This window comes from Nocardia aegles, assembly GCF_052545135.1.
In genome coordinates this window covers 1,024,947-1,047,914 of the sequence record NZ_JBQWRI010000002.1, presented here as the reverse complement: position 1 = coordinate 1,047,914, position 22,968 = coordinate 1,024,947, and the positions used below count along the sequence as shown (strand labels likewise).

Annotated in this window: 20 protein-coding genes, 1 pseudogene and 1 CRISPR repeat array; of the genes and pseudogenes, 11 read left to right on the top strand and 10 right to left on the bottom strand. The window is 65.7% G+C overall.

The window, feature by feature from the left end; genetic code table 11:
- Positions 1 to 31 precede the first annotated feature (31 nt).
- The 7 genes from ACT89H_RS09955 to ACT89H_RS09925 form a co-directional block, all read right to left on the bottom strand.
- Positions 32 to 241, bottom strand: a complete 210-nt coding sequence (locus ACT89H_RS09955) for a hypothetical protein (RefSeq protein WP_445108224.1) — start codon at positions 239 to 241, stop codon at positions 32 to 34.
- The gene (locus ACT89H_RS09950) at positions 238 to 744 is read right to left on the bottom strand and encodes a hypothetical protein (RefSeq protein WP_445108223.1); all 507 of its coding nucleotides are present in this window, start codon (positions 742 to 744) and stop codon (positions 238 to 240) included. Before ACT89H_RS09950 ends, ACT89H_RS09955 begins: the two co-directional genes overlap by 4 nt.
- Positions 741 to 1,214 carry a DUF3085 domain-containing protein gene (locus ACT89H_RS09945; RefSeq protein WP_445108222.1) on the bottom strand — a complete coding sequence of 158 codons (474 nt, stop codon included), beginning with the start codon at positions 1,212 to 1,214 and terminating at the stop codon, positions 741 to 743. Before ACT89H_RS09945 ends, ACT89H_RS09950 begins: the two co-directional genes overlap by 4 nt.
- 2 nt (positions 1,215 to 1,216) lie before the next feature.
- Entirely contained in the window at positions 1,217 to 1,669 is a 453-nt protein-coding gene (locus ACT89H_RS09940; protein ID WP_445108221.1) for a hypothetical protein, read from the bottom strand.
- Positions 1,666 to 1,971: a hypothetical protein gene (locus ACT89H_RS09935; protein WP_445108220.1), complete on the bottom strand. Its 306-nt coding sequence runs from the start codon at positions 1,969 to 1,971 to the stop codon at positions 1,666 to 1,668. The genes ACT89H_RS09940 and ACT89H_RS09935 overlap by 4 nt, the downstream gene beginning before the upstream one ends.
- 21 nt (positions 1,972 to 1,992) lie before the next feature.
- Entirely contained in the window at positions 1,993 to 3,576 is a 1,584-nt protein-coding gene (locus ACT89H_RS09930) for a hypothetical protein (RefSeq protein WP_445108219.1), read from the bottom strand.
- 295 nt (positions 3,577 to 3,871) lie between these two features.
- On the bottom strand, positions 3,872 to 4,108 hold the full coding sequence (locus ACT89H_RS09925) for a hypothetical protein (RefSeq protein WP_445108218.1): 237 nt from the start codon (positions 4,106 to 4,108) through the stop codon (positions 3,872 to 3,874).
- 594 nt (positions 4,109 to 4,702) lie between these two features.
- Here ACT89H_RS09925 and cas3 point away from each other — a divergent pair.
- From cas3 to cas4, 6 genes are all read left to right on the top strand, one after another.
- Positions 4,703 to 6,997, top strand: coding sequence for a CRISPR-associated helicase Cas3' (cas3, locus tag ACT89H_RS09920; protein WP_445108217.1), 2,295 nt, complete (start codon positions 4,703 to 4,705; stop codon positions 6,995 to 6,997).
- Positions 6,998 to 7,279: 282 nt separating this feature from the next.
- Positions 7,280 to 7,441 carry a hypothetical protein gene (locus tag ACT89H_RS09915; protein WP_445108216.1) on the top strand — a complete coding sequence of 54 codons (162 nt, stop codon included), beginning with the start codon at positions 7,280 to 7,282 and terminating at the stop codon, positions 7,439 to 7,441.
- A gap of 185 nt (positions 7,442 to 7,626) precedes the next feature.
- Positions 7,627 to 8,259 carry a type I-C CRISPR-associated protein Cas5c gene (gene cas5c, locus ACT89H_RS09910; protein ID WP_445108215.1) on the top strand — a complete coding sequence of 211 codons (633 nt, stop codon included), beginning with the start codon at positions 7,627 to 7,629 and terminating at the stop codon, positions 8,257 to 8,259.
- Positions 8,259 to 10,109 (top strand): type I-C CRISPR-associated protein Cas8c/Csd1, encoded by a 1,851-nt coding sequence (locus ACT89H_RS09905; RefSeq protein ID WP_445108214.1) that lies wholly within the window; start codon positions 8,259 to 8,261, stop codon positions 10,107 to 10,109. Before cas5c ends, ACT89H_RS09905 begins: the two co-directional genes overlap by 1 nt.
- A gap of 32 nt (positions 10,110 to 10,141) precedes the next feature.
- Positions 10,142 to 11,089 carry a type I-C CRISPR-associated protein Cas7/Csd2 gene (gene cas7c, locus ACT89H_RS09900; RefSeq protein WP_445108213.1) on the top strand — a complete coding sequence of 316 codons (948 nt, stop codon included), beginning with the start codon at positions 10,142 to 10,144 and terminating at the stop codon, positions 11,087 to 11,089.
- Positions 11,090 to 11,095: 6 nt separating this feature from the next.
- Positions 11,096 to 11,737: a CRISPR-associated protein Cas4 gene (cas4, locus tag ACT89H_RS09895; protein ID WP_445108212.1), complete on the top strand. Its 642-nt coding sequence runs from the start codon at positions 11,096 to 11,098 to the stop codon at positions 11,735 to 11,737.
- A 39-nt stretch (positions 11,738 to 11,776) separates the two neighbouring features.
- Here the strand turns inward: cas4 and ACT89H_RS09890 are convergent, their stop codons facing one another.
- Complete coding sequence (locus ACT89H_RS09890) at positions 11,777 to 12,199, bottom strand: IS110 family transposase (RefSeq protein WP_445108211.1); 423 nt, start codon at positions 12,197 to 12,199, stop codon at positions 11,777 to 11,779.
- Between the two features lie 223 nt (positions 12,200 to 12,422).
- Between ACT89H_RS09890 and cas1c the strand changes: the two genes are divergently transcribed.
- The 4 genes from cas1c to ACT89H_RS09870 all read left to right on the top strand — a co-directional run bounded on the left by cas1c (position 12,423) and on the right by ACT89H_RS09870 (position 18,852).
- Positions 12,423 to 13,439 carry a type I-C CRISPR-associated endonuclease Cas1c gene (cas1c, locus tag ACT89H_RS09885; RefSeq protein ID WP_445108210.1) on the top strand — a complete coding sequence of 339 codons (1,017 nt, stop codon included), beginning with the start codon at positions 12,423 to 12,425 and terminating at the stop codon, positions 13,437 to 13,439.
- Complete coding sequence (cas2, locus tag ACT89H_RS09880) at positions 13,439 to 13,729, top strand: CRISPR-associated endonuclease Cas2 (RefSeq protein ID WP_445108209.1); 291 nt, start codon at positions 13,439 to 13,441, stop codon at positions 13,727 to 13,729. Before cas1c ends, cas2 begins: the two co-directional genes overlap by 1 nt.
- A 136-nt stretch (positions 13,730 to 13,865) precedes the next feature.
- A CRISPR array of direct repeats spans positions 13,866 to 16,430; the repeat unit is 37 nt; unit sequence GCAGCGCCGAGCCTCCGCGCTCGGCGAGAATCTCAAC.
- 173 nt (positions 16,431 to 16,603) lie between these two features.
- On the top strand, positions 16,604 to 18,205 hold the full coding sequence (locus tag ACT89H_RS09875; RefSeq protein ID WP_445108208.1) for an ISL3 family transposase: 1,602 nt from the start codon (positions 16,604 to 16,606) through the stop codon (positions 18,203 to 18,205).
- A gap of 329 nt (positions 18,206 to 18,534) precedes the next feature.
- Positions 18,535 to 18,852, top strand: a complete 318-nt coding sequence (locus tag ACT89H_RS09870) for a hypothetical protein (protein ID WP_445108278.1) — start codon at positions 18,535 to 18,537, stop codon at positions 18,850 to 18,852.
- A gap of 43 nt (positions 18,853 to 18,895) precedes the next feature.
- Here the strand turns inward: ACT89H_RS09870 and ACT89H_RS09865 are convergent.
- Positions 18,896 to 19,946: pseudogene (locus ACT89H_RS09865) on the bottom strand (IS110 family RNA-guided transposase); the annotation flags it as partial.
- A gap of 881 nt (positions 19,947 to 20,827) precedes the next feature.
- Complete coding sequence (locus ACT89H_RS09860; protein ID WP_445108275.1) at positions 20,828 to 22,300, bottom strand: penicillin acylase family protein; 1,473 nt, start codon at positions 22,298 to 22,300, stop codon at positions 20,828 to 20,830.
- Here ACT89H_RS09860 and ACT89H_RS09855 point away from each other — a divergent pair.
- Positions 22,299 to 22,940 (top strand): hypothetical protein, encoded by a 642-nt coding sequence (locus ACT89H_RS09855; RefSeq protein ID WP_445108207.1) that lies wholly within the window; start codon positions 22,299 to 22,301, stop codon positions 22,938 to 22,940. The two genes, ACT89H_RS09860 and ACT89H_RS09855, sit on opposite strands and share 2 nt — an antisense overlap.
- Positions 22,941 to 22,968 lie beyond the last annotated feature (28 nt).

Below are 22,968 nucleotides of genomic sequence, written 5' to 3'. Positions count from 1 at the left end.
GGTGCGCCACAGCGGGCGCGGGATGGGAAGGTCAGGACCGGCGGGGCGGGATCGGTGCGGCCGACAACTCGACTCGGATCACCTGGTCGGGGACGGCGGGGGCGTGGATGCGGATTTCGATCACCGCGCGGCGCGCGCCCGTGACCGGTGGCTCAGCGAGCCAGGGCTCGAATCGGTCGGGGTCCAGGTGGGGCAGGTTGGTTTCGATCCAGGCCACCAGCTCGGCGGCGCTGGTGATCACCACGGCCAGCGGTGGCCGGTGTGCGGGTCGAGGTCGTGCACCGCGACCGCGACGGGCGCGCCGGGCACCTGGATGCTCACCGACCGCGGCAGCAACGCCTGCACGCCACTGGCAGCGAGGTTGCCGCGCGTGATCACCCACCGGCCGCGCTCATCGAGTTCGGCGGGCAGCAGCCGCCACCGGTACCCGGTCGGCAACCGATGAAACAGCTGCGGTTGCCAGAGATCTCGACTGCCGCCGTCCTCGTCGACGGTGACGTGGGTGGCGTACTCGATGCGCACCAACGCCATCACCCCCGCAACCCCTACCCGGGCGGGGACTGGATCGACGCCAGGGAATATGCCGATCGAGGCGCGCGGCCGGGGCACGGTCGCGAACGCGGCGTGATAGCCCGCGACGAGCACCCGCTCTGTGGGGGCGATATCGGACAGGACCGACCGATACTGCGGATCGGTCTGCAGGCGGGCGAGGTAGCGGCTGGCGTCGGCTCGCAGCACAATCACCCCACACCCTGGGACGGGCGCCGGTCAGCGTCGGACAGTGGCGTGGTGGGCGCGGTGGGGCTGAACATCATTGTGAAGCTGCTGGGTGAGACAGTGATGGACAACCAGCCGTTCACCGCGGCGTAGGCACGGATCAGCTCGATGAGCGTGTGTCCGTCGACGTTCTCGGTGAGATCGAGGTATTCGATGAAGTCGTCACCGAGCGGTTCACCGTGATCCCAGTGGGTTGCGGGCCCGTGGTCGAGAGCGTAGACCACCCGCGCCTGGTAGTCGGGGCTGTCGGGTTCGCCGGGCTGGTGCGGGATGCCGTTGCTCATCAGGTAGATGCCGTGGTCGTTGACCCAGATCAGCGACGGCATCGCCGGGCCGGGATCAGCATACGGCGGGCGGGAATACTCAGTGGCTGCCATCGCGTGCTCGGCAAGAGCGATCACCTGCGACAGCGGGAACCACAGAGCGACCGACGTCATGCTCAGCACTCCTTCCGATGGGAGAACGCGGTGGACACCGCTTCGGCCGTGCCGCCGCCGAGCGGGGTGACGGACTCGATGAACGCCAGTGGCAGCGGCACCCCGGCCTGCTCGCCGGGCCGGGACAGCACGGTGTGGTGGCGGTGCACCGCCTGGACGCGGACGGGGTCGTGGACGCAGCCGCCGCGAGTGATGACCGTGGCCGCCACCCGGGCGCGGCGAAGCCGCTGCAGCTCGGTCGCGATGAGCGCGACTACCGGATCACCGCCCTCGCCCACTTCGGAGGCCGCAGCGGTGCCGGCCAGGCGCTGATACAGCAGGTCTCGGGCGGCGTCGAGGTCGTCGAGGTTGGCGTCGTCGTCGAACCAGGCGTCGATGCGAGCGAGGACCTGGCGAAGGAACTCGGACTCGGACGCGTCAGCGACGGGTGCTGGCGGGGTGTGGTGGTCGCTCATTGGCGACCTCCTGGCAGACGTCGCCACCACCTGAGACGCCGCTGTCGGCGAGGCCGGGCGTGGCAGGCCAGCACGGCGGCGAGGGTGTCGGCGCTGCGAGCGTCGAGATCGGCGTAACGCCAGTCGTGGTCGGGGTCGTCGCGGTCACGCAGCAGCAGCCGCAGATGGTGGCCGTCGGTGCTGGCGACGACGGCGTGGCCGTCGACATCGCGCAGCCGGATCAGGATCGTGGCCAGATTCGGGTAGTAGGGCACGGAAATGTCCGCCTCTCTGGAGGTGGGTTCGCGGCCGAAGATCGGCACGCGGTCGGAAAGAACTTGTGGTCAGGCGGTTTCGAGTTCGAGGAGGTCGGCATAGCGGTCCAGGCCGTCGAACGCCGCGCATTCGCAGCGGGGGAACGGGCGCAGGCACTCGGCGTAGAATCCGCAGGCGGTGCAGTGCGGGCCGGGCTGTTCGGGGTCGAATTCGCCGCAGCCCAGGCAGTACTCCCAGTCTGCGGCGCTATTGTCGTCCCACGTGTGCGGGAGGTAGGTGCGGTTGGAGTACCAGATCCCGCCGTCCCAGTGCCCGTAGTGTTCGTTGAAGATGTAGGCGGAATGCTTGTAGGCGGGGTCGACGGTCAGCAGCACCATCTTGTCGCCGCCCAGCCACCGCTCCAGCCGCTCACGGCCCGACCAGGAATCCAACGGGCCGAACGGCCGGGTGGGCAGGAGTTCCTCGGCGGCGATGCGGGTGTCGCTGCGCTGATCGCCTCTGGTCGGGCGGACATTGCTGGGCAGGATCCCGTTGTGCGCGAGCACGGTGCGCTGGCTTGCTGGCGGGAATGGTGATGTGCGCAGGGCAGCGCGCGCGGCCCCCGATCGCGGGACGTGGCGGTAGTGGCGGAGGCGGTGTGGCAGGTGCAGTCGGGGAACGCGGTTTCGCAGTCGAAGCACCAGCCGCAGTTGGTTGATCGCCTGATACCGCTCCAAGCCCAGCGCGTGCTGCGGGCCTTTGGCGGTGTCCTTCGCCCGCGCCCGCGCGGTTCGGTCGAACGGCGCATACCGGGATCGGCGTCGGGCGATGGTCGAGACGGCGGATTCGTTGCGGTACAACAGCTTCATCCACCGGTAGATGTGGGCGGGGGAGTCGAACCCGTCGCGGCTGGCATGCACATGCAGCCCCACGGTCGTGTCGGTGTCGCAGTGGAGGTCTTCGAGTGCTTCCAGCAGCGGCCACGGGAAGTGCTCGATCGCGTACTGGTAGGACATGGGGTGGGTGACGAGTTCGAATCCGGTGGTCCGGATCGAGGAATCCTGCTTCAGATACCCCAGGCCGCCGAGGTGTTCGGTGGCGACGGTGACGCATTCGCCGTAGCGGTAGCGGGGGACGATGATCTCCAGCTCCAAACCGAGAAACAGCGGGCCCTTGCCGTGGAAGCGGGGATCGGGTTTGTAGCTGTAGTGCCAGACGTGATCTCGGCCCGCCCGGCAGTCACAGTCGTAGCTGCGGCGGGTCAGGGTGCCGCAGCTTGGGCACGGGGCGAACCGGTGGACGCAGCGGGGGCAGGCGCGGTGCCCGCCGGCGACGTAGCGGCCATCGGTGGTGTAGCGGCTGCACCGGAAGCAGATGTCGAACAAGACTGTGGCGCAGCGTAGGCATACCGGGTCGTCGGTGTCGGTGCGTACTGCGGGGCTGGTGGGTTTGCGACAGGACACGCACGGCCGCCAACCGGACACGCAGCGGGCGCAGAACTGCTGATCGTCGGCGGTTTCGGTCAGTGCGAGCGTGGGCTCGCGGCAGTGATCACACAGCGATATCTGTCCTGCGCAGTGATGACAGACGAACTGGTGCTCGACCGGGTACCGGTCACCGGGATCACCACTGCCGCAGACCGCGCACAGCGCAACAGAGAGGGTATCGGGCATGACAGGCCACCTTCCGGAAACGACAGAACGCCAGACCGGAAGGCGTCCGCCCGGTCTGGCGTTCAGGGGGCAACAGGGTGTGGGTGTGATGTGAGTGGTGCACTGCAAAGCCACGAATCGGCGGGCTCGCGTGGGCGAGTCGGCACCGCGTTCGTTAGTGGAACAGGTAAAATCGAATGCGGGAGAATCATCAGGCGGGCCTGAAGATTTCAGGAGGCCGGCCATGCCATCGCGTCGCCCATCGCAATCCCTGCGCACGGCTCGATCCTCGGAACTTGCGGCGCGACTGGAACGTTCACGCGCTCGCAGCAAACGACGCCGGGAACTGGCACGCCAGCGAGAGCGCGCCATCCAGGATGCGGTGAAGCGTTACCTCACCGATTGGGAAGCGATCAAAGCCTGCGAAAACCGGCGTGATCAGAATATCGCCGCGTTGCGACAGCAGATCAGCGCCCTCGAGACGCGCGCCGGTGCCGAGATCGCCCGTCACCGTGCCGATCAGGCCGAGGCCGCCGCTGTCATTCGTGACCATGGTGGCTCCGACGAGGACATCGCTGAGTTGTTCGAGATCAGTCCCAAACTAGCTCGGCAACTGATCGCCGCCGCCCGCGCCGCTCGCGATATCACACCACAGCAACCGCCCTCAGCGGTCGTCGCGGCAACCGGACGACTCGAGCGTGTCCGACCGATCCCGGCAGAGCCCCGTCCCCCGACACCACCGGTCACAAGCACCGACGACACCGCTGAGCCGCCGCAATCAACGCTGACCACGGACCCGTTGAGCACCTGAGGCAACGCGGGCGGGTGGTCGAAAGAGCAGATGCCGGGGGCGGCGAGCGCTGCTCGGTGGTTCCCTGGTGGTGTCCCCATGGTTTCGTCAAGAAATGTCGGCCGGATTACGCGCGGCCGGGTTCGAGAACTCGGCGAGAATCTCAACATCTTGAACGTCACGCTGAACGATCGAACGCTGAGCGTCCTCGCTCGGCGAATATCGCAACGCTGGCCCGCGACCCGCCGATTGTCAGCGACACCGATCGCGACTTATTGATCGGTTCGACCGTACGCGAGATTGCCGAGCGTCGCTGTTTGGTGGGTATCGCGTCGTTGGTCGGGATAGGCTGGGCGAATGTCTCTTTGGGCGCACAGCCGTAGTGACATGTCGGGTGTTCGTCACGAGCTTGATGAGCACTGTAGGTCGACAGCGCTGTGGGCGTCCCGCTTCGCTTCGGTCTTCGGCGCGGGAGAGTTGGCCTATGTGTTGGGGTTGTTCCATGATGCGGGGAAGGCGTCGTGTGCCTGGCAGCAGCGGTTGTTGGAGGTGGAGGGCACCGGAGACCGGGTGGGGGTTGCGCATAAGCAGTTGGGTGCGCGGTTGGTGTTCGGTGTCGGTGGATTGGGGGCGATGGCAGTCTTGGGTCATCACGGGGGTTTGGCGAATCAGTCACAGCTGCGGGATGTCCTGACCAGTTCGCTCAGTGACGACGATTATGAGGCTGCGGCTCGGTTCTTGTTCGCTGTGCCAGAGGCTTCTGGGGTTTACGCCGGGCAGCGGCTGTTCCCGGCGCGGTGGGCGAGGGTGTCGGACAAGCTGGTGTGGGAGATGCGGCTGCGGTTGGTGTTTTCGGCGTTGGTGGATGCCGATCATCTCGACACAGGGGCACATCGCCGTGGCTTGCCGGGCCCGCAGGTCGCGCCGCCAGCAGATATGCGGATGCTGGTGAAACGGTTCGAACAGCGTCGTGCTGAGATGCTTGGTGATCGGAGCGGCGAGATCGGACAGTTGCGTTCGCAGGTGTATGAGGCGGCGGTGGCGGCTTCCGAATGCGAGCCGGGCCTGTATCGGTTGACGGCGCCGACAGGATTGGGGAAGACATTCGCGCAGGGAGCCTTCGGGTTGCATCATGCAGCGCGACGCGGTATGTCGCGGGTGATTGTGGCGGTGCCTTTCATTACGATCACCGAGCAGAACGCCGATGTGTACCGGCGATTGCTCGATGACGGTGACCAGCCGGTGGTGTTGGAGCATCACTCCAGCGTCCGCTTCGAAGAACGTGACGACCATGATCCGGTCGGGTCCAATAAGCGTGATCGGTGGGCGAGGTTGGCGGCAGAGAACTGGGATGCACCGTTTGTGGTGACAACCACGGTGCAGCTGTTCGAATCATTGTTCGGCCGCAAGCCTTCCCAGGTGCGTAAGGTGCACCGGTTGGCGAACGCGGTAGTGATCCTGGACGAGGTTCAGGCGTTGCCGACACGGCTGTTGTTGCCGATCTTGAGTGGTTTGCGGGTGCTTGCCGAGCACTTCGGCACGACGGTGCTGTTGACCTCGGCGACCCAGCCGCAGTTCCAGGCTCTGTCGGTGTGGAATGCCTCTGACACCCACGACAAGGTTGGCATCACGGAGGTCATCGCTGATCCGCAGCCGCTGTTCCATCGGGCGCGGCGAGTGCGTTATGAGTGGCGGCTGGATCCGAAACCCTCCTGGCAGGAGATTGCCGACGAGGTGATCGGACAAGCGCAAGCGCTGGTGGTCGTCAATTCCGTCGCCGATGCTCGCGACCTGTTCCGGTTGGTGTCGCAGCATCGCAAGGATGTGTGGCACCTGTCGACTCGAATGTGCCCCGCGCACCGTCGCGCCGTGCTGACGAAAGTGACCGAGCGGCTGCGTGTGGGCCGGCCCACCGTCCTCGTCTCGACGCAGTTGGTTGAAGCCGGTGTAGATCTCAGCTTTCCGGTGGTCTGGCGCGCACTTGCTCCGGCTGACTCCCTGCAACAGGCCGCTGGCCGCGCCAACCGTCACGGTGAATACGACGAAGGCGGGCTGGTCGTTGTCTTCGACCCGGCCGAAGGCCGCCGGCCTGCCGAGTACGAGGTGGCGTGCTCGCTCACGATGACGCATTTCGGTCCGGACGGAGCGGAACTGGACGATCAGCGAACCTTGGCTCAGTACTACGAAGAGCTGTACCGCGATCTGCAACTCGACCATTATCTGGCGGATTCGTCGAACGCGCCGGTAGGTCAAGTCGTTCAACGTAACCGAGCAGCGCTGGACTTCATCGCGGTGTCTGATGGCCCGCTGGTGAACGCTGGTGGCTCGCAAAAACGCGACCGGAAGAAGGCGTTCCGCATGATCACCGACGAGTCGATGCCGCTGGCCGTCGTTGATCACGAGGACGCCACCCGAGTCGAAGCGATGCTGGGCGACCTGGCCGCGGGCACTGTCGGGGCCGGAACTGCGCTGCGGCAGCTGCAACCATGGATCGTTCAGTTGAGCGCGAACATCGCCCGGCGCCCCGAGGTAGCAGCCCTGATCGAGACCGTTGTAGGCGATCTTGGTGTATGGAAGGGCACCTACGACTGGGATCCCCGTACCGCCTGTGGTGTCGGCCTCGATGAGAAAAAAGTCGTCACAGTACTCTGATCGGAAAGACAGTGGTCACAGGCAGTGCCCGTGGTTACGCAGCGCTAGCGTGCCCGTTAGCGAGGATCTCAACATACATTTGTCGACTCGGACACCGCACGCCGATCGGGCTTGGCTCGATCGGCGTTCTTCGTTAGCGCCCTACCTGAAACGAACTGTGCGGTCTAATTTCCTTTTGGCGCAGTCTAATTCGATCTGCTGGTGGTTGCTCGCGTGTTCAGGTGCATGTAACCTCCTTGGCTCGTGGGTGAGTGGAAAAGTGTATGAACTGACGGAGTCGTGATGACTGTTGAGGATGAGAGAGTTGCGTCGCGCGGTCAAGGGCAGGTCTTCGGTCGTTTGCGGTCGATCGCCCTTTGGATCGGGCAGTTGCTTGCGGTAAAAATCCTTGCCGAGCTCCTCGTTGCTGTCCCGCGTGCCGTGTGGCGGTGGCTCGATCTCTGACGGCCGCGCTCGAGGTCTTGGGGTTGCCGGCACAGTGCTCACTGGACTCGGGTGGAACCATCGCCTCGACCGACGCGGACTTGTCGGGGGTGTAAGGCATGATCCCGCAACGAGTTCGACTGTCAGTCCGATAGGTACCGCAATCGCGTGAACTCCTCGGGGTCCCAGGGAAGGAAGGGTGGCTTATGGCTTTGGTGGTTCAGGTTCATGGCCCGGGTGCGTTGTTCACGCAGCCCGGGTTGACCGCTGAGCGGTTGACCTATTCGGTGATGACGCCGACTGCGGCGACCGGCGTGTTGACGGCGATCTATTGGAAGCCGGAGTTCCAGTATCGGATACGCCGGATCGAAGTCCTGAGTCCGATAAGGACGTTCACGCTGCGCCGTAACGAGACCACGGATCTGGCGTCGCTGCTCGACGCGGTGTCCAGCGGCAGGACGATCGACACCACCGCTCATCGGGTCCAACGGAATGCGGTGTGCCTGAAGGATGTCGCCTACCGCATCCATGCGCAGATCGAGTTGATGCCGCATGCGAACAAGCCCGAGGCCGCGTACCGGGACCAACTGCGGCGGCGGGTGGCCCGTGGGCAGTGCTTCAGCCAGCCGTATCTGGGGACGCGCGAGTTTCCTGCGGCGTTCGAGGAGCCGGACGATCGCGCACCTATCGAGCTGTCGGCTGAACTGGGAATGATGCTGCACAGCATTGATTACTCTCGCACGCCGCGGCGGTCGACGTGGTTCCCGGCTCGGCTCGAGCGGGGTGTGTTGGAGGTTCCCCGGCGTGGGATCGCCGACGATGAGGCGGGGGCGTCCTGATGTTGTTGGAGCGTCTGACCGCCTATGCGCGGGAGCACCGCAGTGCGGTACCGGCGTTTCACCGCGGCCGGGAGTTCCGGTGGAAATTGGATATCCGCACCAGCGGTGCGCCGACGTTGCAGCCTCTGCGCAATCAGGACAGACCGAAGCGAGGCGTAGTGCATACCGTTCCGGCATCGACTCGCACGGTGGGGATCTCGCCGAATCTGGCGGCAGACGATGCCCAGTACGTTCTGGGCTGGGGAGATGACGATACCGACGATTCCCGGGTCGCTGACTGCCATGCCGCGTTCGTCGCTTTGATCGACGACTGGGCCGCGGAGGTGCCCGCCGAGCAAGACCAGGTTCCGCACATTTTGACCGACCTCTATCGTTCCGGGACCTTGGCAGCGCTGTCTCGTCCCGACGGTTTGCGCGCGAAAGACGGTGTGGTGATCGCGGTCGACGGACGGTATGCCTATCGCAGTCCGAGCGCCGCGGAGTTCTGGCGCGCCCGTGTCGGAGTGAAGAAGGGCAGCGGGCGCAGCGGGGTGTGCCTGGTGTGCCGGAGCGCGGCACCGCTGGCGAACACGATTCCGGGCAAAGTCCCTGCGACGCTTGTGCCCGGTGCCAGCAACGATGCCGCGTTGGTCAGCGTCAACGAGCGGGTATTCGGCTACGACTTGGCCGCTCAGCTGACCCACACCCCGATCTGCCTGACGTGTGCCGACGATGTGATGGTCGGACTGACCGGCGTTTTGTCTTCCGATCACGCGCTGACCTATTCCGGGCAGGACACACGAGTGGCGTGGTGGGTCGCTGAGACCGACGAACTCGACCGCATGCAGTTGGTGCTCGACCCCGATCCGGCCGAGGTCGACGCGTTCTTCGAATCGGTACACAAGGCCCGCGAACGCACTCAGCGCCTCAACGGTCGGTTCTGCTGGTTGGCTGTCGGCGGAAATGTCGCCCGCATCATGGTCCGCGAATGGCTCGATATCTCGTTGACCAGCAACGACGACGACGTCGTCAACCACGACACCAACATTCTGGCGTGGTTCGCCGATCACAAGAACACGCCGCGAATCACTCAGCCGTTTCGGCGGCGGGACGGGACCGCAATCCCCGCCGGCAGGTGGGTACACAGCCCGGTCGCTCTCGCGGCGTGTCTGGGCCGGTGGGACGAGAACAGTAAACGCTACCGGCCATTTGGTGCCAAGAACGCCGACCGACCTGACCACGCGCTCCATCAGTTGGTGCGGGTGGCGGTGCTCAACGAACCGCTAACGGCAGCGATGCGCTCGCACCTGATCCACCGCATCCGCAGCGACAGCCGGATCGACAACCAGCGCGCTGCACTCGTGCGCCTGGCCCTCAACCGAAACCCATACCGACAGAAGGACGACACCGTACCGATGTCCCTGGACGAAACCTGCACCGATCCCGCCTATGTCGCCGGCCGCATTTTCGCCGCCCTGGAAGAAACGCAACGAGCCGCGCACCGCAAACCCACGAGCGATTCAGACACGTCGGCCACGGCTGACCAAGAGACGGAGGAGGAGGTGCGGCGCGAAGTCAACAGCACCTTCGGCGACCGCTTCCTGCGCCGTGCTATCGACACCCCTAGACCCGTACTAGCGCAGGGACGCAAAGAAGCCGCTGCCTGGCTGACGAAGATCCGACGTCGCGACAGCGCCAACCGCGCCTACTGGTACAAGAACAGGCTGACCGGCCTCTATGACCTTCTCGAGCAGGCCGGGGGTGTTCCGGCGCGCAACAACCTGCGCCAGCAGGAGCAATTCGTCCTCGGCTACCACCACCAGCTCGCCCACCGGGCCAATCCCGCGAAAACCGCCACCGATCAGGCGTGACAACTCACCATCACCAGGAAGGACACAACCCGATGACCGCTCACCCTGCCGCGCACCTGAATCCGGCTGTTCGCCACGACATGGTGTTCTTGTTCGACGTCACCGATGGAAACCCCAACGGTGACCCCGATGCAGGCAACCAACCGCGCGTCGACCTCGAATCCGGCCACGGGTTGGTCACCGACGTGTGCCTGAAACGCAAGATCCGGGACGCCCTGGCACTGGCCGCCGCAGGCAATCCGCGCTACAGCATCTTCGTCGAGGCCGGTCACGCGCTCAACACCCGGCTCAAGGAATCGTTGACCGCCACCGGCGTCGAGACATCCGCGAGCAGCGCCAAGAAGAACACCAGGGAAAAAGCCAAACTGACCGCAGAACAAGCCGCGACGGCGAAGGCCTGGCTGTGCGACCGGTACGCCGACATCCGATTGTTCGGGGCGGTGTTGTCCACCGGCGAGACCAACGCACTCGGCAGTATCCGTGGCCCGTTGCAGTTCGGGATGGCCCGATCGCTCGACCCGGTCATTCCCACGGAACATGCCATCACTCGCGTCACACAAACCCGCCAAGAGGACATCGACAACGGGGAAAGCACCGAGATGGGTTCCAAATGGACTGTGCCCTACGGACTGTACCGGGTCGAGATCACCTACTCCGCCGCCCGCGGCAGCCAAACCGGCGTCGACACCAAAGATTTCGAACTCCTCTACCAGGTGATGGAAATGATGTTTGACCACGACGCTTCGGCCACCCGCGGTCGGATGACCGCGCGCGGCCTGCACGTCTTCAGCCACGACAACGCCTTCGGTAACGCTCCGGCCCACAAACTCTTCTCCCGAGTCCAGATCCACGCCAGCGGTGACCCGCAGCTGTATGACGCCGGTGACTGGAGCCCACGCAAGTTCAGCGACTACACCGTGGTGCCGGTGGACACCAGTGCCTTGCCCTCTGGTGTCACCTACACCGAAGTGTTCAACTGACCGACGATGCCCGAGCAATATTTCGCCGACGACCTGTGGAGTGTGCCGCTCTCAGCGATCGAGCACTATGCCTACTGTCCCAGGCAGGCCGTGCTGATCTGGCAGGAGACCTACTTCGAGTCCAACACCGACACCGTGCGCGGCGACCTCGCTCACGAGGCAGTCGACCGCGGCGGCACACTCACCGGGCGTTCCGGCGCTCGCATATGGCGGTCGTTGCCTGTGCACAGCCACGAACTGGGTGTCCACGGTATCTGCGACACAGTCCACCGCACACCCACCGGGCCGATACCAGTCGAACACAAATCGGGTCGCTACACCCCGGGCGGCCCAGCGGACTTTCAGGTGGCCGCGCAAGTCTTGTGCCTGCGAGAAATGTTCGACCAACCCGTGCCCCATGGAGAGGTGTTCGCAGGGAAGAGTCGCCGGCACTACCGGGTCACCGTCGACGGCGCCCTCGAAGCCGCAGTGCAAGATGCGATCGAGCAGCTGCGGCGACGGATCACCGAAGACGCACTGCCGCCGCCGGTGAATGACCACCGCTGCACGCGATGCTCACTGCGTCCGGGCTGCGTTCCCGAAACAGCCCGGCGCAAAACGATCGACCTGTTTACACCGCGCCCACTCCGAAACCACGATTCTCAATGAAGATGTCGACCGTTCAAGATCATGAGGTGCGGTTCGATGTCACCGACGGCGGGCGGTGAGCATCCGCAACTCGGTGATGAGTTCGTCGTCGATGCGCATCGGTGTCAGGTCGCGGCGGACACGGACCTGGTCGGCGATGACCGCCGCGTCCTTGGCGTCGGTTTTCCCCGCGCCGCGATAGCCGTCGGCGGCCCGGTTGACCTGGGTGCCGCTGATGTAGAAAACCGTCTGGTCATGGACTGCGAGCAGGGTCAGCAGCAGTGCCGATTCGCCGGTGGCGATGTCCACGGCCCAGTCCACCCGGTCCGCAATGCCGGCGGCCTGGCCGATCAGCTCCAGCAGGGCCTGTTCATCGTTCCGGACTCGCCGCGACAGCAGCCGGTTGCCGTCGGCGTCGACCACCACCGCGTGATGATGCCGCTTGCCGATATCGACTCCGGCCCACGCACGTTCCAACGTCATCTCCCTCGATCACCAAACCTGTTGCACCACAGACGGCCTCGCTGTCACATCCCTACGCAGCGACTGGTTCGCAATTCTCAATCAGCAGTCGAGTCATCGAGGGGGTGGCGGGCGGCCAATCGTTGGAAGCCACAACTACTGCAGATGACTGAAAGCCACACCCGACACCCCTGGGCACCAGGACCCTACGACTGGCCCGAGCTACCCGAGAAAGAAGGTAGGGATGACTGAGCTGCTCAAAACCCTCTACGTCACTACACCAGGCACCAGCCTGCACCTCGACGGGGACGCGCTGCGCGTCCACCACCCGGACAAGCCGGGTCGGCACCTGCTGCCGCTGATCCGTCTCGACGACATCGTCGTCTTCAACGGTGTCACCGTCACCGACGACCTCATGCACCGCTGCGCAGCCGACGCCCGCGGTGTGACCTGGCTGACCCGCAACGGTAAGTTCCTCGCTCGTGTCAGCGGACCCCGGACCGGCAACCCGCACCTGCGCATCCAGCAGATCCGCGCCCACGATAATCCCGACCTGCGGCTGGACATCGCGCGATCGATGGTCGCGGGCAAGTTACACAACTACCGCCAGCTACTGCTGCGGGCGGCCCGCGACCTCACCGGAGACCGACAATCCACACTCCGGTCCATCGCAGACCGCCACGCAGCAGCACTGACCAACCTGCGAGATGCCCTCACCCTGGACGAAATACGCGGCATCGAAGGACGCGCGGCACGTGACTACTTCCAAGCAATGCCCACCCTCGCGCCGGGCGCCGGAACCGGCAGAAGCAAACGCCCAGCCACCGACCCGGTCAACTGCCTGCTGTCCTTCGGCTACGGCATGCTCCGAGCCGCCATCCACGGCGCCCTCGAACAAGTCGGGCTCGACCCCTACGTCGGGTACCTTCACGGCATCCGCCCAGCCAAACCAGCCCTCGCGCTCGACCTCATGGAAGAGTTCCGGCCGCTGCTGGTCGACCGACTCGTGCTCACTCTGCTCAACCGAGCACAAATCAAACCTGATCACATGCAACAACTCCCAGGCGGACAAACCAATCTCACAGACGACGGCCGGAAATTCTTTCTCGAACAATGGTCCATCGCACGCGAACGAACATGGCCGCACGCCTACCTCGACCGCGAGATCCCCGCCGCGCTCCTCCCACTCGTCCAAGCACGGCTATTGGCCCGCCACCTACGCGGCGACACCGATACCTACATCCCGTGGATGGTCTCCTGATGGAACTACTCATCACCTACGACGTAGAGACCGCCACCCCAGCAGGAGCCCGCAGACTTCGACAAGTTGCGAAGATCTGCGAGGGTTACGGCCACCGCGTCCAGAAATCCGTCTTCGAAATCACATGCACTCCAACAACCCGCCTACGGCTGGAAGCCGCGCTCGCCAGAACCATCGACCCAGTACGCGACAGCATCCGTATCTACCAACTAGACCGCGGCACCTTCGAAACAACCCAACACCTCGGTGCCGCAGTGCAACCGCCGCACACCACACCCCTGGTCCTGTAATGACCAGGTTCGGAACCCCAAGCGCAAGCAGAACACCACGAACGTTCCCAACCCACCACCAGGACAAGCGAAAGATTCACGAGACCACGCCGCCATCTAATCCATTCGCTGAACCGAAAGCAGCAGGTCATCCAGCGCAGCGCCGAGCCTCCGCGCTCGGCGAGAATCTCAACGCCGGACGGGGCGAACGTACCGGCCACCGAGCACAGCAGCGCCGAGCCTCCGCGCTCGGCGAGAATCTCAACGAGTACCTGGCCCGATCCGCCGCCAACGGCTCAGCGCGCAGCGCCGAGCCTCCGCGCTCGGCGAGAATCTCAACTACCCCATCGAGGAGCACCAACTACCGCTGGATGGGCAGCGCCGAGCCTCCGCGCTCGGCGAGAATCTCAACCGCATCACCGCGAACACGGCAGACAGCCAGCAGCCGCAGCGCCGAGCCTCCGCGCTCGGCGAGAATCTCAACTGGCTACCAAGGCCGCGCGCACACCACGCCAATGCGCAGCGCCGAGCCTCCGCGCTCGGCGAGAATCTCAACGGGTTGTCGGCGTAGTGCGCACTCACCAGCGCCATCGCAGCGCCGAGCCTCCGCGCTCGGCGAGAATCTCAACGGCGGCGTGGTCGGCGCGCATCTGGTCGCGATCGGCGCAGCGCCGAGCCTCCGCGCTCGGCGAGAATCTCAACCGCTGCCGAGCAGGTCGAGATCGTGCGCGCCGAGGCAGCGCCGAGCCTCCGCGCTCGGCGAGAATCTCAACCTTTGTGGCTTCCTCGAAATCCATGCTCACGCCTGCAGCGCCGAGCCTCCGCGCTCGGCGAGAATCTCAACGACGCCCTCGATGAGGTGTGGTCGTCGTGGATGCGGGCAGCGCCGAGCCTCCGCGCTCGGCGAGAATCTCAACCTCGCCCTCGGCGATGTAGACCGTGCGGCCCTGCTGCAGCGCCGAGCCTCCGCGCTCGGCGAGAATCTCAACTCCCACTCCCGGTTGCAGCGCCTCCGTGACGCGGCGCAGCGCCGAGCCTCCGCGCTCGGCGAGAATCTCAACTCCAACGCGCTGGTGACCCGCTCCCAGCTGGCGCGCAGCGCCGAGCCTCCGCGCTCGGCGAGAATCTCAACAGCTGCTTCAACGTCGGTGGCGGCGTGTGTGCGGCGGGCAGCGCCGAGCCTCCGCGCTCGGCGAGAATCTCAACGATTAGGAGGCACACACCTATGCCCACAGCCACGGCAGCGCCGAGCCTCCGCGCTCGGCGAGAATCTCAACGGGTGGAGGAACAACCAGAGCAGCACTGGGATGCTGGCAGCGCCGAGCCTCCGCGCTCGGCGAGAATCTCAACGTGTCCGAGGCGATGATGCACTCCTACCGCGGCAGCAGCGCCGAGCCTCCGCGCTCGGCGAGAATCTCAACCGGAAACGCCCAAAGCATCGGTGACCGTGTTCGGCGCAGCGCCGAGCCTCCGCGCTCGGCGAGAATCTCAACGACTCGGGGCGCTTCCGGTCACGCACGCCATATAGGCAGCGCCGAGCCTCCGCGCTCGGCGAGAATCTCAACTGCTGCAACTGCGGTTGATTGATTACATCAAAGAATGCAGCGCCGAGCCTCCGCGCTCGGCGAGAATCTCAACTCGTTCGAGGTACCCGAGTATCTGCCCGGCCCGGAGCAGCGCCGAGCCTCCGCGCTCGGCGAGAATCTCAACATCAACCTCGGCAATAAATTGGCGGGGATCACGCAGCAGCGCCGAGCCTCCGCGCTCGGCGAGAATCTCAACGTCAGCTACGCGGTGTACACGCCCGCCGAAGAGGGGCAGCGCCGAGCCTCCGCGCTCGGCGAGAATCTCAACTCCACGGTAAGGCTGAGGAGCGCAAGCTATCCGGGCAGCGCCGAGCCTCCGCGCTCGGCGAGAATCTCAACTACTGCGGCGGAGGACATCTCCCGTAGGACGTTCGCAGCGCCGAGCCTCCGCGCTCGGCGAGAATCTCAACATCAGCGATCGCGTCGCCGCCGCGCTGGCCGATGCCGCAGCGCCGAGCCTCCGCGCTCGGCGAGAATCTCAACATCAGCGATCGCGTCGCCGCCGCGCTGGCCGATGCCGCAGCGCCGAGCCTCCGCGCTCGGCGAGAATCTCAACTCCTTCGGTTTCTGTGTATCTCCTTGCATCCCCCGGCAGCGCCGAGCCTCCGCGCTCGGCGAGAATCTCAACTCGCACGAGGACGACTGAGGATGGACTGCCTACGGGCGCAGCGCCGAGCCTCCGCGCTCGGCGAGAATCTCAACCTGTGCCACGGCGTCTACTTGATTCGCGCCGGCCAGCAGCGCCGAGCCTCCGCGCTCGGCGAGAATCTCAACTGCGCTGCCGCTGGTCAGCGGCACGATCAACCCGGGCAGCGCCGAGCCTCCGCGCTCGGCGAGAATCTCAACATCGAATCGGCCGGTGATCGCGTGACGGTGTTGCGCAGCGCCGAGCCTCCGCGCTCGGCGAGAATCTCAACGAGCCCGTCGGCCAGGAGCATCTGTTCCACCGGCAGCCGCAGCGCCGAGCCTCCGCGCTCGGCGAGAATCTCAACCGCTGATCGAAACGTGGACCAGCACGGAAATCGATGCAGCGCCGAGCCTCCGCGCTCGGCGAGAATCTCAACTCGCGCCGCAGCGCAGGGCTGGACCCGCTACTTCGGCAGCGCCGAGCCTCCGCGCTCGGCGAGAATCTCAACGGTACCCGCAATGACCTGCGGCAGCAGCTCCGGGCAGCGCCGAGCCTCCGCGCTCGGCGATGTCGGCGGAACGTGAAAACTGGATCTGGCACAGACTTGGTGATTGACCCGTTTCGGGATGCGGAGGGGCGGTTGATAGTTCATTATGTCGCGGGTGTTCTGATCTTGGAGCGATGGAGGTCCTGTTCCCGCATCTGGACGGTCTGCGGATCGAGGTGATCCGCGCGGCGGGTTCGACAGTGCGGATCGAGGCCGCCACCAGTGACGATCCGGTCGGCTGTCCGGGCTGCGGGACGCTGTCCGGGCGTGTCCATAGCCGGTACCGGCGACGGTTGTCGGACACCTCGATCACCGGCCGGGAGGTCGTGATCGGGTTGCAGGTCCGCAGGCTGTTCTGCGACAACTCCGATTGCGGCAAAACAACTTTCGCAGAGCAGGTACCGCAACTGGCCGCCCGGCACGCCCGCCGCACCCTGATCCTGCAGCACACGCTGTGCGCAGTCGCGCTGGCCTTGGGCGGGCGCGCGGGAGCGCGGCTGACCCGGCAACTGGCCGCGACGGTGAGCCGGATGACGTTGCTGCGTCAGATCCGGGCGCTGCCCGATCCGCAGCATCCGATCCCGCGGGTGCTGGGCGTGGACGACTTCGCCCTGCGTCGCGGGCACGAATACGGCACGATCCTGATCGACATGCATACCCGCCGGCCGATCGAGGTACTCGAGGATCGGACCGCCGACACCCTGGCAGCCTGGTTGCGGGCCCACCCGGGCGTGGAGATCGTCTGCCGGGACCGCGCTGGCGCCTACGCCGAAGGCGCCGCGATGGGAGCACCGGACGCGGTGCAGGTCGCCGATCGATGGCATATCTGGCACAACCTCGGTGAAGCGGTCGAACGCACCGTGGCACGCCACCGCGCCAGCCTGCCCGCCGCGACCACCGCCCCCGAGCCGCAGGACGGGTCCGAAATCGCCGCGGCTGCCGCCGGAATACTCCCCGGGCCGGCCGCGCCCGAGGAACGGCAGGATCGCACCGCGGTGCGCACCCGCCAGCGCTGGGCCGAGGTCCATGCATTGCTGGCCCAAGGCACGAGCATCCTTGCGATCAGCCGCGAGCTGGGGCTCGCACGCGGCACCACACGCCGCTTTGCCCGCGCCGAATCGGCCGACGAGCTGCTGGTCAACAACCGCCTCGGCTACCGAGTCAGCATTCTCGAGGCATACAAGCCCGACCTGCATCGGCGGTGGAACGAAGGCTGCACCAACGCAACCCAGCTGTTCCAGGAGATCAAAGCCCGCGGCTACCAAGGTAGCGAGAAATTAGTGCGCAACTACCTGCAGCCCTTCCGCGCCCTCACGCACGCCCCGGCCGCCCCACCCAAGCCACCGACCGTCCGCACAGTCGTCAGCTGGATCATGACCAACCCCGACACCCTCGCTGCCGAACACCGGGCCAGCCTCGACGCAATCCTGGCAGTCAGTCCCGAACTGACCGCGCTGGCTGGGCACGTCCGCGCGTTCGCCGAGATCATGGGCCAGCGGCGCGGCCGGGATCTCGAACGGTGGATGGCCGCGGTCGCGACCGACGACCAGCCGCCGCTGCACTCGTTCGTCCGAGGCCTGCGCCGCGACCAGGACGCGGTCACCGCCGGGCTGACCATGTCCTGGAGCAGCGGAACGGTCGAAGGGCATGTCAACCGCTTCAAGATGCTGAAGCGGCAGATGTTCGGCCGCGCGAAAACCGACCTACTCCGCAAACGAATCCTGTTGAGCAAGTGAGCAACCCGGCCAACCGAATCACGAAATTTGTGCCAGATCCTGGATTGGCGTTCCGTTGACAGGCGAGAATCTCAACGACCGCTATACAGTCTTCTATGCCGAACCCGTAACAGCAGCGCGAGCCTCCGCGCTCGGGGAGAATCTCAACGCCTCACCCGGCCGATATGTCGAGCTGGCCCGCAGCGCAGCGCCGAGCCTCCGCGCTCGGCGAGAATCTCAACTCATCGGGTGGTCTTCAATCCGGGTGGGGGGTGTCCCTATGGTTTTCGTCAAGTTGTGGCGGCGGGTGGATCCGCTCTGTCCGTGATCGTCGGATACGTTGGTTGCGGGTGGCGATTCGAGCGGTGGGAGGCTGGCGGATGCACTGGGTGATCGGGGTGGCGGGGCTTGTCGTGGCGGTGGTCGTGATCGATCGGATCGCGGTGTGGGCGGAGCGTCGGGGCTGGATCTATTGGCGTCATGGGCCCAAGACCGCTGGAGTCGGTTCGGGCATGCTCGGTCAGGTGGAGTCGCTGCTTTCTCCGTCCTATCGGCATGTCGTCGAGGAAGCCCGGTCCAGGCAGATGGTGAGGCTCGACCAGGCAGTCGGCGAAGGCGACGACCCGGTGGTGATCGTGGTGCGCGGCGGCCGGGAGGGTTCGCGCTAGCCGGTGCTCGCTGATGCGGGTGAATCGCGGGAGGGCTGTTTGGTTTCAGCATGGCGTAGAGGACGTCGCAGCGGCGTCTGGCCAGGCAGATGAGGGCGGCGTTGTGTTTCTTGCCCTCGTCGCGTTTGCGCGTGTAGTAGGCGCGGCTGGCCGGGTCGTGCAGGGCCGCGAACGCGGAGAGGAATAGCGCCTGTTTGAGTTTGTGGTTGCCGGATCGGGCGGGGTGCGCGCCGCGGATGGAGCTGCCGGAGCGGTGGGTGATCGGGGCGATGCCGGCGTAGGCGGTCAGGTGCCCGGCGGTAGGGAAGGCGCTGCGGTCGCCGACTTCGAGCAAGATGCGAGCTCCGGTCCTGACTCCGACGCCGGGCATCGAGGTCAGGACCTTGGCAAGAGGGTGCGCATCGAGCATCCTCTCGATATCGGCGGCGATCGATTGTCGTTGCAGCAGCATCGATTTCAGCGAGTCAGCGAGTTTGGGGAGCACGATCTCGGCGGCCTTGCTGCCGGGGACGGTGACCGTCTGCGCGGGCGGCGGCAAAGATCTCCTCGGCCAGGCGTGCGCCCATGCGCGGTGCGTGTTTGACCGCCAGCGCGGTGAGCTTGCGTTTCCCGGTGGCTCGGATGCTTTCGGGTCCGCCGCAGCGGGACAGGATTTCCGGCACCGCTGGATGGGTGATGCGGGAGCCGAGGACGCGTTCGAGGGCGGGATGGATGCTGGTGAGCAGGCCGCGGATACGGTTGCTGGTGCGGGTGGCCTCCCCGGCCAGGTCGTCGTCGTAGCCGACCAACACCCCGAGCTCGGTGAGTGCTTCGTCGCCGACATCGACCCGGCGCAGCGTGTGGGGCATGGTGCGGGCGGTGTCGGCGATGATGAACGCGTCGCGGGCGTCGGTCTTGGCTTGTCCCGGATAGAGATCGGCGATGCGGCGCATCGACAGTCCGGGCAGATAGGCCACGTCGTGGCCCATGGCGCGGGCGACGGTGACCGGCAGTGCGCCGATGGTGTTGGGTTGGTCGACCACGATCAGCAGCGGCCCGTGTGCGGCCAGTTTCCCGAAGACCGCCCGCAGGCGGGCTTCGTCGTTGGGTAATGCGATGTGTCGATGATCCGAATCTGCATAACGCATGGTCTGTTTCCTTCCACCGATGTGATCCCGCTCGGTCGGCTCGACAAGGGCAGCGGATCGGCAAATAACTGGTAAATAGAGGTGGGTATGTGGCCGGGATCTCACGCCTCGATAGTGCGGAGAAATCGTTGGAGGAAAGGTGCCCAGAACCTGAAATTTGTGTCAAATCCACTGCCGCGGGTATCTTTCGTGCGGTGGCAGCCCGTTCGTAAGCGGTCGAACTGCACCCATAGTTCCGGATGTTCAGCCTGGACCTTCGCGGCGTTGAACCAGCGCACCGAGTCGGCCTTGCCGAACGTCGCGATCCCGGTGATGCCGCGGAGCGGTACTGACAGCGCGAAGCGCCTCGGCTGACGCCATCCAGCCCCGTTCAAAGGCCGCCCCGCGTGGCTGGTCAACTATCCGCCGCACCGCTGCGGCGACGGGTTGCCGACTCTGATCGGTGCATCCATTGCTGCGGGGAGAAACGCCATGGACGACCGGACGTTGGAGAACCACTACCTCGACGTGATCGAGCAGCTGCGCAGGGCGGCGACCCTGACGACGTGGCGGCTCGTGATCTCGACAAGCACCTGAGCAGGCTCGATCGCGAGCTTGAGAGGGGTGCTTGGAGCGACCGCTACTTCGAGACGATGCTCGAAGTGCGTGAGCGCTCGTGGATCGCGTTGCACAAGGCCACCACCGGGCGGAAGTCGCCGATCGGGCAGCGCAGATGGAGGCATCGAGGGCGGGATTTGCCCATCCTCCCGAAACTGCGGTCACGGCATCTCGCTCGAAGACGAATCATGTTGCCCAGCAGCCCGTTCGTAACCGCTTGACTTGCGGTCGAGGAATGTCTGGGTAGTCAGTTACCCACGCAGGGTGTTTCGCGGTGGTGGCTCTCTGTGGGCGATCTGGACTGTCGGGCCATGCGGATGCGGTATTGGAGGTGGGAGTCGGTGAGTCGAGTCGTCGGGCACTGTCTGCAGCGGGGTTGGGCGGCCGGTCCGCCAGGCGCGGTGTTGATCGCGGTAGTAGCTGGAGTACACGACACCCGACTGCCCGCCGGGCATCTGGGCTAATCCATCGTATTCGTGTCCAGGGGAGACGATGAGGCGTTGGACTGGGCCGTGGCCGGGGCCGTAAGCGGCGATACTTTCCAGGCCGCCTTCTGGCACCAGATGCCTGAGGCTGAAGAAGCGGGTCAGCCAGGTGACCCCCAACGGGTGTGGGACCTCCACCTGTAATACGTCGCGCCAGCGCAGTCGGCTCAGCGGCGTGCTCGGATGGGCTGCCGCGAGTTGCTGGGCGGCGGTGTCGGGCCGGGCAGCTAGGTAGTCGGACCAGTCGGCAGAGCCGTCCAGCAAGCTGGGGATCGGGGATGGTGTCTCCCTCAGCAGGCGTCGCAGCACCGGTTCGGGGTTACGCCAGGTGTAGCGGAATGCTGGGTCTGCAGCGGCGCATCGATGCAGCAGTCGGGCCATGAGATCGTGCACCAAGCGGGCTCGGAACGCGACGAGCAGGGCGATTCCGAGACTGTCAGGCCCACTGCGGCCGTCCCAGGCCAGCAGCGCCCGTGTGGCCTCATCGGCCAGTGGCGAGCGAAGGAGTCCGGTCAGTTGCAGAGCCTGGTCGTGGTAGAAGGTGTAGAAACCAGCATGCGCGTCGCGCTGCATGGCGAAGAGGGACGGTTCGTCCCAGTCGTCGCGGGTCTCGAGGAGCTCAGCGATGCGGAAACGGCGGTAAGATGCGGGGACGTTCGTGCCGACGTCGCTGTCGCGGTGTGGAGGAGGGTCGTTCGCCCAGACCGCGACGTCGTCCGCGGCGAGGGCGACCGTCGGAAGCCGGTCAGTGTCGATGAAGCCGGGCAGCAGTTCCGTGTCGGTCCGGTTGGGATAGCGGCCGGAGACCGTCTGCACAAGGCTGGAATCGGCGTCGATGATGATCATTGCCAAGGGCGGACTGCCGCTACCGTGTGCGATTGCGCAAGCCTCGAGCGCGCTGTGCGCCTCCAGCAGCTCCGTCCAGCGCAGGTCGGTTGCCTCGAGACGCAGGCCGTTCCATTGGAGTGCGACAGGGGCGCCGAGCACCGGCTCGGGCAACACGGGTCCGGCGGGAGTGCTGTGGACGGTGATGGGCACCGGGTCTGCGCCGCGGACCTGGATGATCTCGGTGCGCTCGGTGATTTGGTCGTCGGGTGCGGCGACGAGGCGGGTCACGTCGGCAGGAATATTGGCCAGTCCCCAGGCGACTGAGCCATTGCTGCCACACACCAGCAGAGGAAGCCCCGGCAGGGCGAAGCCCAGCGCCCGCCCACCCGGAGAGGTAGATGAGCCCGAAATGGATGGCTTCTCCTGTGGCGGCCGGGACCGCGGCGCGTTGCATCGCCACGTCGAGGTCCTCGCGGATGGCGTTGAGGCGGAGGCGTTCTCGGCTGTCGGGAAATCTGGAGAACGCCATCGCCCACCGGTGCAGTTGCTGATCGACCTCGCGGCGGTGCTCGGACGGGATGGCGGCGGGCAAAATGGTCTTGGCGAACTTCTCGGCGGAGATCGACCGGTTGAGCGCGCTGACGCGCTCGTTGGACCATTCCGCCCAGCCGAGGTCGACAGCGGGGTCTACGGTGACCGTGGCGGTGTCGGGGTCGAGGATCAGCCCGTACTCGTCGCGGAAGTCCTCGATCAGGTTGGCCAGGGTTTCGGCTGCGAGCGTAGAGGTGCCACGCCACAGCCAGGCATCGGTCAGCGCGGCCGCCAACTGTTCGAGCGAGCCCTGGTAGTCGATGTTCAGCATCCGCTGGCGTGCAGCCGCACGGTGGCGGGAGATCATGTCGTCGACCGCGGTGTCGCCGGTCGGTTCGGAGTCTGCGGCGGTGTAGGCGGAGGACCACTGCGCGAGCAGCATGGTGGCGCGGTGCAGCACCACTTTGATCAGCAGATGAGCCATGCGCTGCGCCTGGGTACCTGGTTGATGGGGTGGTGACGCCGTCACCACTTTGCTGGTGACGCCG